The following is a 15,983-nucleotide window of genomic DNA, read 5'->3' as shown; positions in this document are numbered from 1 at the left end:
TGCGGAACAAGGAGCCTATGTGAGTCACGACGTGCCAGCCTGGTACCCCATCCTACCACGTGCGACGACCATTCAGCGCCTTGGCCCGGATGGAATTGCTCACCGGATCAGCATCATCGTTCCGGCGCGCAACGAGGCCGCCAACATCCGCCCTGTGCTTGAAGTGGCATTGCCCTACGCTGATGAGCTGCTGGTGATTGACGGTCACAGCCGCGACGACACACGTAGCATCGCAACTGCCATGGGCGCGCGCGTCATCCTGGACAACGGCCTCGGAAAGGGGGCGGCCATTCGCCAGGGCATCCAGGAGGCCAGCGGCGACGTCCTGGTTTTCATTGACGCCGACGGCTCCCACGATCCCCATGACATCCCCGCATTGGTCAACCCGATCTGCCGCGGGCTGGCAGACCATGTCTCTGGCTCACGCATGTTGGGCGGCAGCGACGAGCTGCACGCCACGCTGCATCAATTTGTGCGCCTGTTCGGCAGCCAGATGATCACGCTGAGCATCAACTACACGCAGAACGTGCGCCTGACCGATTGCCAAAACGGTTTTCGCGCCATCCGTCGCGATGTGGCCGTGGCGCTTGACTTGCGTGAAAACATTACCACGATTGAGCAGGAGATGGTCATCAAGACGGTGCGCAGCGGCTATCGGCTGGCCGAAGTGCCCACGCATGAGTATGTGCGCACCAATGGCGAGTCCAACTTTCGCGTGAAAGATGTGGCGTTGCGCTACGTGCGCAGTTGGCTGTACTACCTGCTCCTGTGGCGGCCGCCGCGGCGCAAGGCGCGGGGAGCAGAGAAGCGCGGTGGAACGCATGGCGCGTATCGCTGACCAAGAGCGCTGGCTGGCCGTTCTTCTCGCCCTCTTCATACTGCTCGCTGGAATCTACAGCATCGTCGTGCCGCCGTTCGAGACGCCAGATGAAATCTGGCACATGGCCTTCGTTCAGCATGTCGCCAGCGGTCAGGGGCTGCCGGTTTCCGCGCCGAACACGCCCGCGCTCTGGCGTCAGCAAGGGGTGCAGTCGCCGCTCTACTATCTGGCCGCAGCGGCGCTGACCGCTTGGATTGACCAAAGCGACTTCCCAGCCATCTACGCCCGCGCCAATCCCCATGCCGCGATTGGCCGTCCGGACGCCAGTGTCAACCGGAATTACCTGGTGCACAAGCAGGACGAAGCCTGGCCCTGGCATGGCGCGCTCCTGGCCTTGCACATCGCCCGGTTTTTCTCCGTCTTGCTGGGCGCGCTCACCCTGTGGGCTGTCTATCGGACGCTGGCGTTGATTGCTGGCGCGCCCGCGGCTCTCCTCGGCGCCGCATTCGTGGCCTTCATTCCGCAGTTTGTCTTCATCAGCGCGGCCGTCAGCAACGACAATGCGATCAACGCCCTGGCCGCGCTGGTTCTGTGGCGCGTGGTCGTTCTGCTGACAAGCCGGGAGCCGCTCGCCGGGGCTGCCTATGGCCGGTCCTTCGTCATCCTCGGCGTGCTGCTCGGCTTGGCCCTGCTGACCAAGCTCAGCGCGCTGGGGCTGGTGGCCGTGACGGGCGTCGCGCTGGTGGTCGTCGCCTGGCGTCAACCTGATGCGCGGGCGCGGACGCGGTTGTTCATCCGCGGCGCGCTGATCATCGGCGCGCCGGCCCTGGCGATCAGCGGCTGGTGGTTTGGACGCAACTGGCTGCTCTACCATGACCTGCTGGCCTGGAACGTCTGGCAAGCCAACATCCTCCTGCGCGTTGCGCCGGCCGATTGGCGCACGATTCTCGGCGAGATGGAGAGCCTGGAGCGCTCATTCTGGGGCCTCTTTGGTTGGCTCAACCTTCCCTACCCGACCTGGATTTACCTCATGCTGCGCGCCCTGGAGATTGCGATCGGCCTCGGCCTACTGCTGGCGATCGTGGACTCGTGGCGCACGCGCCGCCACGGGAGAAGCAGGGCAGATGGAACGCTGAATGCGGAACACGGAACGCTGAATGCGGAACACGCCCGCCATTCAGCATTCAGCATTCAGCATTCAGCATTCTTCCTTCTCCTCCTCTGGCTCGCGCTGCTGATTTTCTCCTGGCTGCGCTTCATGGTCATCGCGCCCGCTGCGCAGGGACGCTACTTCTTTCCGGCCGCGCCAACCCTGGCCCTGTTGATGGTCTTGGCTTGGCCGCCCAATCCTCGGCCGTTCAATTGGCGTTTCCCGTGGGCGCGCGCGGCCAACCAGTACATGGGCTGGCTCATTGTCGGCGGCTTGTTCTTGCTTAGCGCCGCAACGCCGTTTGCGGTTATCGCGCCGGCCTATCGGCCTCCCGTATCGGCTTCTGCGGCGAATCTGACGCCGGTGCAAGCCAACCTGGGCGCTGTGTTTGCCATCGAAGGAGTTGCCGCCGCGCCGGGCGAAATCCAACCGGGCGACTCAGCCGCGGTGACGGTGCGCTGGCGGGCGCTGACCCCAGACACGCACGACTATTCGGTGTTCGTTCACCTGCTCAGCGCGGAAGGCTTGATCGTGGCGCAGACCGACGCCATGCCTGGGGGCGGGCTGCTGCCAACCAGTCAATGGGCGCCGGGGCAGACTTACACAGAGGTCTACCGCGTGACCGCGCCTGGCACGGCCTACACCCCTGACCGCGGCCGCTGGGCGGTCGGCCTGTACGACCACACCACTGGCCAACGCCTGCCGATCACGCTGCTAACGCCGACAGCCGATATGGTGGTCACGTCAGACAGCCTGGTGTTCGGTCAAGTCGTGCTCTCCCCGCCGCCAGGACGCCTGCCCAATCCGGTCGCTGTGGATTTCTTGGATCAAGTCACGCTGGCCGGCTACAGCCTGAGCGGCCGGCTGCTGCGGCCGGGCGACCCAATGACCGTGACGCTCTATTGGCAGGCGCGGGGCGCAGTGCGGGCGGATTACACCGCGTTTGTCCATCTGCTCGACAGTGATTTTCAGACCAACGGCGGCCATGACGCCGCGCCGCAGCCGGGCACGCTGAATTGGGCGGTGGGCCAAACCATCACCGACACCCACACCTTCCAGGTGTCGTCAGCCGCGCGACCAGGCGTTTACCAACTGGAGATTGGACTCTACACGCAGCCCGATTTCGACCGTTTGCGCCTGCAGACCGCCCCTGGCGCGGAAGGGGCTGATCGCTTGTTGGTGGGGGGAATAAGGATTGAAGATTGAAGATTACGGAGCGGAGATTGGAGACCGGAGGTCAGAGATTGTGGTGATGGGCGTGTGATCTGTGGGGGAGCAAGAATTCGAGGATGGCAGGGGAGGCCATCCTCGAATTCTTTTTAGAGACATAACCGGTGGGGGAAACAGGTAGGTGTGCGGAACGCTGAACATCGAGCGCAGGTTTCATTCTGCCTCACGTTCAGCGTTCCGACCTGCGCCTACCGCTGCTTGCGCACGGCAGGGAAGTACATCTTGCTGTCGTTGCTCAGCGGGTAGGGGCCGACGAACAGCCCTTCCGGCTGCGTTTGCACCCAGTACCAGTAGGTCTGGCCGCGCACCGCGCTGGTGTCGCTGATCTGATACGTTCCACCGCCCACGGGCACGAGCTGCTGCGTGATACGCACCAGATCGGAGCCGTTCGGGTCGCTGGAGCGATAGATGTGATACCCGGCCACGCTGCCTTCGTTGATAGCCACCCAACGCACGGTCACCACGGCGCCGTCCCACCGTGCCAGGAAATAGACGATCGTGAAACCGGTGGGCAACACGTAGCCGAAATCCAGCCCGGTGCGGTTCTGCCCAGAGGTCAACGTCACGTTGATCTGACCGGGCGAACTAAGCACCGCCGTGGGTGAGTTGAGCGAATTGGGCATTCTGACAATGTAGTTGCCAGGGGGGAGGTTCGTGACACTGTAGAAGCCCGTGATGGTCGTCGTGCGCGTGATGATGACCCCATTCGGGCCGTAGATCGTCACCGGCACTCCGGGGATGCCTACGGTTTCGCCTGGATCATGCACGCCGTTGCCGTTAGCATCGAGGTAGGCCATGCCGCTGAGCTGCGCCGCGCCCAGGGCGATGATCTGGTCGCCGAAGTTGGCGCTGGCTGATCCGCCCGCGGGCACTGTGACCGCCACGTTGTTGGGCGTGGTGCTCAGGAAGCCTGGCGGGTCAGTTTCGCGCACGGTGTAGCTGCCCGGGGTCACGTTCGTGAAGATGTAACTGCCATCCCCAGCCGTCGTCGTGGTTGCCACCAGGTTATTGCCGCTGTCGTACAGCCCCACCGTCACGCCGCCCAAGCCGTTTTCGCTTGGCTGCTGCGTGCCGTTGCTGTTGACATCATTGAAGACCACACCGCTGACCGTGCCCACCTGGCGGTCGCCGAAGTTGGCCACGGCCGCGCCGCCCGCCGGCACCGATACCGGTACGTCGTTCGGCGTCGTGCTTGTGAAGCCGCTGGGGTCGGTTTCGCGCACAGAGTACGCGCCCGCGGTAACGCCGGTGAAGAGGTAGGAGCCGTCCGCGGCCGTCGTCGTGGTAGATACGAGGGCGCCGCCGGAGGTGTACAGCCCGACGGTGACGCCGCCAATGCCGTTTTCACTCGGATCCTGCACGCCGTTGCCGTTGATGTCGTTGAAGACCACACCGGACACCGAGCCGATCAGTTGATCGCCGAAGTCGGCATGGCCGATCCCGCCGCTAGGCACGGTCACGGGGACGTTGTTGGGCGTCGTGCTTGACCAGCCGCTGGGGTCGGTCTCGCGCACCGAGAAGGAGCCTGGCCCCACAGCGGGGAAGATATAGGTGCCGTCGCCGGCCGTCGTGGTGCTGGCAAGCAGGACGCCGCCCGTACTGTAGAGGCCCACGGTGACGCCGCCCAGGCCATTCTCACCTGGATCCTGGACGCCATTGCCGTTGAGGTCGTTGAAGACCGTACCGGCCACGGAGCCGGGCAGTTGATCGCCGAAGTTGGCGCTGGCGCCGCCGCCCGACGGTACGCTCACGCCCACGTCGTTGGGCGTGGTGGAGGTGAAACCAGTCGGGTCGGTTTCGCGCACGATGTAAGAGCCTGGCGGAACGTTCGTGAACAGGTAGGAGCCGTTGGGGGCCGTGGTAGTGGTCGCCACAACCAGCCCCGTGGTCGAGTTGATCAGCTGCACCGTCACCCCGCCCAGGCCATTCTCGCCGGGGTCCTGCATGCCGTTGCTGTTCGCATCGCTGTAGACGACGCCGGAGACCGAACCGGGCAGGCGGTCGCCGAAGTCGGCCACGCCCACGCCGCCCGCGGGCACACTGACCGGCACGATGTTGCTGGTCGTGCTGGTGTAGCCAGTCGGGTCTGTCTCGCGCACGGTGTAGGCGCCCGGCGTTACGTTCGAGAAGAGATAGGTGCCGTTGCCAAACGTCGTGGTGGTGGCAACCAACGCGCCACCGCTGCTGTAGAGGCCAACCGTGACGCCGCCCAGTCCGTTTTCACCCGGATCCTGCGTGCCGTCGCCGTTGATGTCGTTGAAGACGGTGCCCACCACCGTGGCGGACTGCTGATCGCCAAAGTTGGCGCTGGCGCTGCCGCCGGAGGGCACGCTGACCGGTACGTTGTTGGGCGTCGTGGAGGCGAAGCCAGTCGGGTCGGTCTCGCGCACGATGTAGCTGCCCGGGGTGACGCCGGTGAAGGTGTAGGAGCCATCCGCAGCCGTGGTCGTGGTAGCCACAACCGCGCCCGTGGTCGGATTGATCAGCTGCACGGTAACGCCGCCCAGGCCGCCTTCGCTGGGATCCTGCACGCCATTGCCGTTGAGGTCGTTGAAGACCACGCCGGAAACGGTGCCCGGCAGGCGATCGCCGAAGTCGGCATTCGCGCTTCCGCCCGCAGGCACGCTGACCGGCACGATGTTGCTGGTGGTGCTCGTGTAGCCAGCCGGATCGGTCTCACGCACGGTGTATGCGCCGGGCGCCACGTTCGTGAAGAGGTAGGCGCCGTTGCCAACCGTGGTCGTGGTGCCAACCAGATTACCGGAGCTGTTGTACAGGCCGACGGTAACGCCGCCGATGCCTGGTTCACCCGGATCTTGCAAGCCGTTGCCGTTGAGGTCATTGAAGACCACGCCCGCAACTGTGCCGGGCAGTTGATCGCCAAAGTTGGCGTTGGCTGCGCCGCCTGGGGTTACGTTGACCGGGACGTTGTTGGGCGTCGTGGATGTGAAGCCGCTGGGGTCGGTTTCACGTACGATGTACGAGCCAGGCGCCACGCCGCTGAAGGTATAGGAGCCATTGGGATTGGTGGTGGTCGTGGCCACGACCGCGCCGGTGATGGGGTCAACCAGTTGCACCGTCACGCCGCCCAGGCCGCCTTCGCCGGGGTCTTGCACGCCGTTGCCGTTGGCGTCATTGAAGACCACGCCGGAGATGGTTCCCTGCTGCTGGTCGCCGAAGTCGGCCACGCCCACGCCGCCCGCAGGCACACTGACCGGCACGATGTTACTGGTGGTGCTGGAGTAGCCGGCCGGATCGGTCTCGCGCACCGTGTAGCTGCCGGGGGCCACACTGCTGAAGATGTACGAGCCGTCCGCGGCCGTGGTGGTCGTGCTGACAAGCGCGCCGCCACTGTTGTACAGGCCAACCGTGACGCCGCTGATGCCGGTTTCGCCCGGATTCTGGACGCCGTTGCCGTTGATGTCATTGAAGACCGTGCCGACGACGGTGGCCGGCTGCTGATCGCCGAAGTTGGCGTTGGCTGCGCCGCCGGGCGCGACGCTGACCGGTACGTTGTTGGGGGTGGTGCTGGTGTAGCCCGCGGGATCGGTCTCACGCACGATGTACGCGCCTGGCGCCACGCCCGTGAAGACGTAAGCGCCGTTGGGGTCGGTTGTCGTTGTCGCCACGACCGCGCCGGTGACGGGATTGATCAACTGCACCGTCACACCGCCCAGGCCCGGTTCGGTCGGATTCTGCACGCCGTTGCCATTGTTGTCGTCGAAGACAATGCCCGAGATCGTGCCTGTCGGCTGATCGCCGAAGTTGGCCGTGGCCGTGCCGCTGGGCGGCACGTTGACTGGGACGTTGTTCGGGGTGGTCGAGACATAACCCGCGGGGTCGGTTTCTCGCACCATGTAAGGTCCAGTCGGCAGATTGGAGAAGACGTAGGCTCCAGACGCATTGGTGGTCGTCGTGGCGATCACCACGTCGTCAGGCGTCCCCAGGATGCCATCCGGCCCAGGTCCGTAGAGGGTCACGGTCACGCCGCTGATGGGGGCTTCGCCGACGCCTTGCACGCCATCGCCGTTGAGATCGGTGAAGACGACCCCAGAGACGCTGCCGCTGATCGGGGCGTCTTCGAAGTCGCGGCCTGTGACAGCCTGGTTGATGCCGAGATTGACCGTGATATTGTCAGGATTGCCGCCGTCGCGGTCAGCCACGCTGACATAGCCAACCGGGTTCGTCTCCGTCACCTGATAGAGCCCCGGGAGCAGGTTGGTGAAGCTGTACCCGCCATTGGCATTTGTATTGGTTGTGGTAACGACATCGTCAGGCGTGCCGAGCAGCCCGTCCGCGCCCGCGTAGCGCAGGGTGATGAGCACATTGGCAAGCGGCGGTTCGCCTGGATCGGCCTGACCGTTGCCGTTGCCCACGACGACCGTACCGCTGATGCTGCCGGGCAGCAGTTGGTAGCCGAAGTTTTGCGCCGTCACGTCGTTCTGGATGTTCGTCACCGTACGGCTGATCACCGTGGTGGGCGAGTAGCCTGGCGGCAGCGTGGCCGGATCAGGGGTGATCGTGCAGTTGCTGCCCACGGGGATGCCGGCCACGGACCAGTTGCGGCCCAGTCCCAGCGCGCCGGTGGTCGTCACGAAGGTGCCGTTGGCGCCGCAGTTGACCGTCACATTGACGCCGGTCAACACAGGCTCGCCGCCGTCGAAGATGCCGTTGCCATTCAGGTCGTTCCAGACGACGCCAGAGACCGTGCGGGTGGCGCTCGGATTGCCGCCGGGCTGATACTGATAGCCAAAGTCCATCGTGAGGACGTCGTTGCCAGATGCAATCACGGCGGCGGCAACGTTATCGCAGGTGGTGCAGTGAATGCCCGGCTGGTCCGGATCGCCCGTTTGGGCGTAGAAGGCGGGCAGCGTGGCAGTGTTTACGCGCACGAAGTAGGGGCCGTTCGCCAGTCCTGGGAAGCTGTACTTGCCCTGGGCATCGGTGACCACCGCGGCCATGAAGATGTCAATGCCTGGTTGATACACGCCGATGACGCCCACGTCTTGATACAGGTAGACGGTCACACCGGCCACGCCTGGCTCGCCAGCGTCTTGCACGCCGTTGCCGTTGGCATCCACGTAGATGGTGTCGCCGATCGCGGCCCGGTTATCCACGCCGAAGTCGAACGACGGGTGCCAGTCGTCCCCGGCTTGGGCAACGAAGGTAAAGGTCGTCGGCGTTGTGCGTTCGGACAAGGCTGCGGGAATATCATTCTGATCGTAGGTCAGCGTACACGGACCTGGCGGCACCAGGAACGAGAAGTGACCCGCGGCATTGGTGTCCTGGTTGCCGACATAGTCATCGCCGCCGCCGGGCGCGCCATCGGGGCCGAGGCAGGTGATGCTAACGGTGACATTCGGCAGCAGGTACGGCGTATTCTGTTCGCCGGGATCGAGCACGCCGTTGCCATTCTCGTCCCAGAAGACGTTGCCCTTGACCCGCGCGCCGACGTAGTAGCCGAAGTCGGCCGTCAGCACGGCCTGGTTCGGGCTGAGGTCAACGGAGCGAACTTCCGGCGTTGTCGAGACGATGTTGCGAATGCCGTTGGTCGTGATGCTGTCGTCATAGACCTCCACCAGGTAATGACCCGGCGGCAGGTGGTTGAAAAGGTAGTTGCCGTTGCCGTCCGTATTCATGAAGGCAATAGGCGCGTACTCAGACGGATCAATCACGCCGTTGTTGTTGGCGTCGAAGTACAGCAGCACCGTCGCATTGGCGATGCGTCCTTCACCGGCATCCACCACCTGGTTCAGATTGTCATCCCACCACACCGTGTCGCCAATCGAACTGCTCCAGTTGTAGCCGAAGTCTGCGTTCGTAATGGTCTGGCCGGGGGTGGTGATGGTCACATCGCGCGGGTTCGTTGTGCCGGTGGTCGGAGCCATGGCCGCGGCGATGGTCGTTGTCCCATCGTAGGGCGACGTGACCGGGCTGGTAGTATCCACGACCACCAGGTAGTCGTCGGGCTGCAAGCCGCTGAACAGGTAGTTGCCGAGAGCGTCGGTGGTCTGCGTCTGGATCAGATTGTCGCCCACATCCACCACGCCGTTGTTGTTCTGGTCAATGTAGAGCTTGACCGTGATGTTGGGCAGTCCTTGCTCCGCGCCGTCCAGGCTGCCGTTGTTGTTGGCGTCCAGCCACACCGTGTCGCCAATGCTGGCGGTGCCGGGCGGGCGCAAGCCGAAGTCGGCGAGTTTGTACTGCTGGCCGGAGGTCAGCGGCACGCTGAGGCTGGGCGGCGTGCTGGGCGTGTAACCCGCAGGGACGCCGGTTGTGTAGGCCACGGTGTACGTCCCGGCAGTCAGACCGCCGATCACATAGGCGCCCTGGCTGTCGGTGACGGCGCAGACTGCCGGGCCGACGGTTGGCGTGGCGCACACTTGTACGCCCGCCAGGCCTGGCTCATTGGCATCCTTGACGCCGTCGCCATCCAGGTCGGCCCACACCAGGTCGCCAATGCTGGCGCCGAGGGCTGTATCGGTTTGGTTGCTGGGCGTGGGTGGGAGGATGAGGTCGCCCGGCTCCGATGGCCCCACCATACAAGCCAAACCTTCGTAGTCGGTAGAGCTGTAGGCTGGGACGGCCACGATCTGCGTCATTGCGGCAGTGTCCGCGTCCACCGTCCAGACGGTGTTGCGTTGGGCGGAGGTCGTGGAGGCATCGCCGGTGCTGGCGAGCAGGCCGAACCCTACCAGAAAGGCGAGGTCTTCCACGTCTGTAACCGCGGTCGTGCCGTCGGCCGCGTCGATGAAGCCGGCAATGTCGGTGATCGCGCCGGTCGCCTTGTTGAGCGTCACCAGGCGGTCGGAGAGGCCGATATTGGCGGTGGAGTCGTTGGCGATGGCGTAGAGCACGCCGGATCTGTCGAAGACGATGTCATCCACATCGTAGAGCGCGGGGGTCAGCGTGTTGGTGGCGATGGGGATGTAGTCCACGCCGGCGCCATAGGCATTGGCCACCCGCGCGCCGGTGGTCGGGTTGATCTGGAAGAGCACATCTAGCAACGTGTTGCCGGCGGTGATCGGGTTATCCTCGCGGCGGGCGACGGCGTAGAGCTTGCCGTCGGCCGGGTCGAATGCCAGGCCGTCCACATCGGGCGTGGCGATGCTGCCAAACGTGCCGTTGATCGCGCCGATGGTGCCGACGACGGTACGGGCGCCGGTGTCCTTGTCAACGGTTACCAGTTGGCCCGCCTCGACGCCGTAGAGGGCCGTGCCGGTCAGGTTCGAGGCCAGCGCCTCCATGTTCATGGTGCCGGTAGCGCCGATGTCTACGAAGTCGCCGGTGAGGGGGTCAATGCTCAGCAGCCGGTCAGCGGTGGTGGTGTCGGGCGCGTTGTCGGCGACCACGTAGCACAGGTCGGGGCTGAGCTTGGTGTCGGCCTCGTGCGCTGAAATGTTGGCGACGTTCTTGACCACACCAACCGTAGCTGGGTTGTTCACCGTCACCTGGAAGGTGAGCGCCGGGCTGATGATGACGCCTTCGGAAGTGGCCGTGCCGAAGTTGTTGGCCGGGACCGGCTTGCCGGTGAAGCTGATGGTGCCTGGCAGTGAACCGGGAGTGATGTTGTAGATGTAGACGAAGCTGGCGGGGCTGCCCGCCGAGATGGTAACGGGGCCGGCCGGGGTGGGGCCGCTGTTGAGCACGGCGCTGGCGCCACCCGTGGCGTTGATGGTCAGGCCCGCGGGCGGAGTGACGCCGGTGACCGTGCCGGCCGTGGAAGCCGTCATCGTCACCTTAATCTGGCCGACACCGCCCAGGAAAAGCGGCTCGGCGTGCAGCGCCAGGGTCGTTTGCGGCAGGGTGCTGACCGCCTGGCTCCAGACCACCGTCAGAACCGGACGTCGCGAGGCTGTGCTATCCTCGCGTGTCGCGTACTTGGCGTCGCCGTTATCGGTCCCTGTGGGGTAGAGGATGAGACCGCGATTAGGAGAGCCGTTGTTGACCCAGTCATTCACCTGGGTCGTCATGACCAGGCTCTTCTGGCCGTTTGAATTGGGCGTGATGTTCCCCAGCGACACACCACTGTAGTCACTGCTGCCGAAGGTCCCGGTTGCCCAGTCGCCCGCGCCCGCGCCGTCGGCGTCGTTCCACGTGGCGCTCTCGGTCCAACTGGTTATCATCCGCCGTACCGAATCCACGTGGTTGTTTTTGTTCGTGGTCACGTAAAGCTTCAAGGTTGCACTGGTTATGGTGGCTCCCGACGGGATTGGGACCACATTGAACTGCACCAGGCTGGGCTTGAGCCTGCCGTCGGCGCCATTGGTGGACGGATTGGTGATCATGGTCGTAGCCGTCCCATTCGCCGTCCCCGTGCTGTCTTCTCGGATGAACGTGTCCGCCACCGAGACCAGGTCGGTGGTGCCGCTGCACGCCGTAGGTGATTCGTAGTAGTAGCCTACAGCCAGAGTGGGGCGGTTGGCGACGGTGCCGTTATCTCTTGTGGCATAGGCGGCGTTGCCGGTGTCGGTGCCGGTGGCCACGAGCACGAAACCGCGGTTGGGCACACCGTTCTTGACCCAATCGGTGACGGTACCGATCACGCTCAGTGTCTTGGCCCCGTTGCTGCTGGGCGTAATCTTGCCCAGGAGCGCCGCGGCGTAATCGTTGGCGCTGAAGGTTCCGGTCGCCCAATCGCCAGCGCCCCCGCCATCGGCGTCATTCCAGGTCGCGCCGGCCTCGGTCCAGGCGGTGATCATGCGGTGCACTTCGTCCACATGGTTGCTCCGGTTCGAAGTCACTACCAACCTTAGATCGGCGGTCTGGATCTGGGCGTTAGCCGGGATGGTGCTGGTGTCAAAACGCAGTAGGCTGTGTTTGATGTTGGCTGCGTTAGCCGGACGCGTAAGCATGGTATTGTTGCTGCCGAAGTTACTCGTCGCGTTGTTGAGGTCAATGTACGTATCCTCCACCGCCGTCAGCGTGGTGGAGCCATAGCACAAGGCCGTGCCCGGCGCCGAAGTGGTGGCGGGAATGGCTGGGCTGTTGCTGCCCAGGTTCCAGACAATCGCACCGCCGCTGTACACGCCACCCTGCCCGGCGCTGGCAAAAGTCGTACCGGCCGGGATGGTATCGGTCACAGCCACGTTTTGCAGCAGGACGCCGCTCGGGTAGTTGGCAGTGATCGAATAGTTCAAGGTGTCACCGGGGTTGGCGTTTATCTTGTCAACCGATTTGGTTAGCACCTTGCCGAAGGGGAAATCCACATCGGTGCGGTTTTGGGCGACAGCCAGCGTCACCGCCGTTTGGCTGGAGACGCTGGGCAGGTAGCCAGCCGGAATCTGTGGGTCGGTGGTATCCACGACCACGATATAGTTACCGGGGCCGAGGCCCGTGAAGGTGTACTGCCCGCTGGGGTCGGTGCTGGTTGTGGTCACCAGCTCGCTGGGATCACCTTCGCCGTCGCCATCGGCATCTAGGTAGAGCCTGACGGTAACGCCGGCGATGCCCTGGTCAGCGCCTGTGCAGAGCTTGTCGCCGTTGACGTCAACGCAGACCGTGTCGCCAATCGAGCCAGGGGTCTGACCGAAGTAGCCAAAGTCCGCATCGGTCACCGCGTTGCCCTGGGCGGCGAAGTTCGCGGGGCTGACTGGCCTGGGGTTGGTCGTGCTGCGCACGTAGGCATTCGCAAAATAGGCATCCACCGCGCTGCCAGGGCCGTCAACGGGCACGACAATGTAGGCGCGTGTGGGATCCAGGTTGGCAAAGCTGTAGTTGCCGCCGCCTGCCGTGGTCGTCGTGGCGATCAGCAGGTCGGAACCCGCATCAATCACGCCGTTGCCGTTGGTGTCTTCATACAGGTTGACGGTAACGCCATTGATGCCGACATCCGCGCCGTCGAAGACGCCGTTGTTGGCAATGTCTTCGAAGACCTTATCGCCGATGGAGCCGGCGCCGCCAGGCCGATAGCCGAAATCAACCGTGGTGATGTTGTCGGTTTGCAGCAGCGTGACAGAGGTCGGATGCGCGCCCTGCGTGGCTGTATAACCGGCCGGCGGATTGGTCACATCCACACTGTACGTGCCAGCCTGCAAGCCGGCGATCAAGTACTTGCCGTTAGCGTCGGTGGTGGCGCAGCGGCTGCCGGGGTTGGCGCACACCTGGATGCCAGGGATGCCTTCCTCGCCGGGGTCTTGCACGCCGTTGCCGTTCCAGTCCCGGTAGACCGTGTCGCCGATGGAGGCGCGGCTGACCGCCACGCCCGCAATCGCGCCGGTGAGCTGATTGACGCCGCCCTGGCTGCTGCGATACGAGTTTGTATAATTGCCGGCCATGGTGGAGGCCGACACCAGCGCGTTGAACGTCAGCACCAGGCTTTGCCCGGCGTTGATGACCGATGGCACGGTAAAGACCGGCTGCGCCGCGGTGCCGGAGACGGACGCAGTCACGCTGGCGCCGTTGACCGTTGCTGTAACAGTGCCGGGGATGGCGCCCGTGTAGGTGAAGCCGGTGGGCAGGTACTCGGTGATCGCCACCGGACTGCTGGTCGGGCCGCTGCCGACGTTGAGCATCGTGATCGTGTATTGCACCGTGTCGCCCGGCGCGGCTGACGTGGGCGTGACGGTCTTGGTTTGGCGGAGGAGCGGCTGATTGCCGGCGACAGTGACATCATTGCCGCAGCTGTTGATCGTCTGGCCGCCCGGCGTCGTGACGCCAGAGGCGCAGACCTTGTTGTTTATCAGCCCGCTGCCGCTGGCCTTCACCGTGACGGTCGCCTCGAACATCTGGCTCTGCAAGAAAGGAGCGACCGTCCAGGTCAGGTTCGGCAGACTGACATTGCTGGGCGCCGGCACGGCGCTGATGTAGGTGACGCCGCTGGGCAGCGTGTCCTGAATCTGCACGGTGCTGAAATTGTTGGCGCCGCCGTTGTAGAGCTTGACCTTGTACTGGTAGTAGTCGCCCACCTTGACCAGCTCACGCGTGGCCGGCTTGCCGATGGCTAGACAGCCGTTGAAGGTGACGCTGTTGGGGTCGTAGTAGCGCCAGATGTGGTCCTTGCCGCCGCTGTCGCCGCCGGCGTCGCCGCCGAAGGTGTCCACGGTCCACTTGGGACAGCCGGTCGCATCGAGGATGGCGCTGGCGTCGTGAACCTTGACCTTGATCCACATGTACTCAGGTTGGTACAGGGTCTGCTGGCCGTAGGCCCAGCGCACGGCGTTGGGGGTGCCGTTGGCCTGGCCGGTGGTTTGGGGCAGGTCGCCGGCGGTCAGGTCGAAGCCCGAATTGCTGGCGTCAGCGCCGCGTGTATAAGGCTGTGGGTAAGGCGGATTTGGCGATCCGCCAGGGGGATCATCAGAGAACTGGCTGCCAGGGTACTTGATGCGCTGCCAGGGACCGATGTCCTGGGTGGCTTGATCAATACAATTGGCAAGCGGCGTCGTGGTCGGGGTGGGGTCGCAGGCCGTGTATTTGGCGAAATCGAACTCCCAGGCATAGCCGCTTTGCGGACCGGCCACCACATTGGCCAGGCCCCACGGTGCGTAGCCGCGCTGGTTGGAATCAATCAGGGCGGCGGCGGGATAGGCGGGATTGGTCGTCCCTTTGATGCCATACCCGGCTTCCTGCCAGGCATCCCACTTATTGAGCGTTGTGCCCAACACGGTGCGCGCGCCAATCGTGTCGCCGCTGTTGTTCGTCAGACTGCCGCCGGAGTAGGTGCCGAAGGCCGTCTCCGGCGCGGTGGAGTAGAAGATGCCGGTGTCGCCGTAGACGCCGACCACTGTGCCCAGGTTGGTGTTGGCCGCCGTCACGATTGGGCTGGTCACGCCGAGGATGTTCGGGCCGCGGGTGATGCCCACCAGGCTGACCGTCGGATCGCCGCCTGCGCCCACGATCGGCATTTGGGCCTGGCCCTTCATCGGCACCTTGTCGAAGCCGGTGATGCCGTCGGCGTTGAGATCGCCGGGCATGATGTAGGCCGCGTCGGTGACCTGCAATCCGTTGGGGACATAGAAGGTGCTATAACCTCCAACGCCGGTAGTCGTGCCCAGGTCGGGCATTGCCTTGATGATGATGCCCAATTCATCGCCGGCGCGCAGCAAGGGCTGCCCGGCCGGCCGCTGATTGGTGGCAATCAGATTATCCAGATACGCTTGTGTATCCGGGTCAAAGTAGACATAAACCACACTGGCATTTAAGTTGTGAGCGCTGGCCGTAGGGGTTGGCACGCCCACGACCTGCGGGAACAGGCTGACCAGCATGGTTGCAATGACGGTAATGTAAAGCAGCTTGAACCGCCATGCACGTTGATGGGACGAACGAAAAGTCATCATGAAACTCCTCCAACGACAAACAACGATCTTATCTCACACACCGGGGAAGCAACGGGGCGCACACAGTATCTCAGGCCGGTAGAACGACCTGGCCGCGAACATCGTACGGCATACGTTAATCGAATTGAATGGTCGTGAACAACAATCAACCTTATCTCCTCTATCTCGAATCATCTCGTCGTGCGCAATCCAAACGTGCTCAGGATACCACACCTTCGTGCAATCGGTGCTTACACTTGCCTGAAAATTGCCTCGATGCGCTCCGACATGAAGACGCACACAGCGCCGCCGAGACACGACGGCACGGCAGTTTAACATATTATTCAGGCAGAATGTTGCAGCTCCTATTACTTCGCTTGGCAGATTCCTGCATTGACAATTGCTCACCTCTCCATTATTATACTCGCGTTTGTGGGATTCTACTATCTGTCTTCGGCGCTCACTCGGCGCTCGACTCTTTGCGTCATGCGCTTCAATTCGATTCACTTCAATCCAGGAAGGCGGACAT

General features: G+C 63.8%; 3 protein-coding genes. 2 read left to right on the top strand and 1 reads right to left on the bottom strand.

The features are described 5' to 3' along the window. Window positions 1-19: 19 nt before the first annotated feature. Both ACPQ6D_RS06095 and ACPQ6D_RS06090 read left to right on the top strand, forming a co-directional pair. Entirely contained in the window at window positions 20-838 is an 819-nt protein-coding gene (locus ACPQ6D_RS06095) for a glycosyltransferase family 2 protein (RefSeq protein ID WP_423223410.1), read from the top strand. Beyond that, a complete protein-coding gene (locus tag ACPQ6D_RS06090; protein WP_423223409.1) occupies window positions 822-3,176 on the top strand; it encodes a glycosyltransferase family 39 protein in 2,355 nt (784 codons plus the stop codon). The genes ACPQ6D_RS06095 and ACPQ6D_RS06090 overlap by 17 nt, the downstream gene beginning before the upstream one ends. A 212-nt stretch (window positions 3,177-3,388) precedes the next feature. Here ACPQ6D_RS06090 and ACPQ6D_RS06085 read toward each other — a convergent pair whose 3' ends face one another. Further along, window positions 3,389-15,475 (bottom strand): SdrD B-like domain-containing protein, encoded by a 12,087-nt coding sequence (locus tag ACPQ6D_RS06085; protein WP_423223408.1) that lies wholly within the window; start codon window positions 15,473-15,475, stop codon window positions 3,389-3,391. Window positions 15,476-15,983 lie beyond the last annotated feature (508 nt).

The sequence above is a fragment of the Candidatus Amarolinea aalborgensis genome (genome assembly GCF_900491745.1).
Lineage (GTDB): Bacteria > Chloroflexota > Anaerolineae > SSC4 > Amarolineaceae > Amarolinea > Amarolinea aalborgensis.
This window is presented reverse-complemented; position numbering and strand designations above follow the sequence as displayed.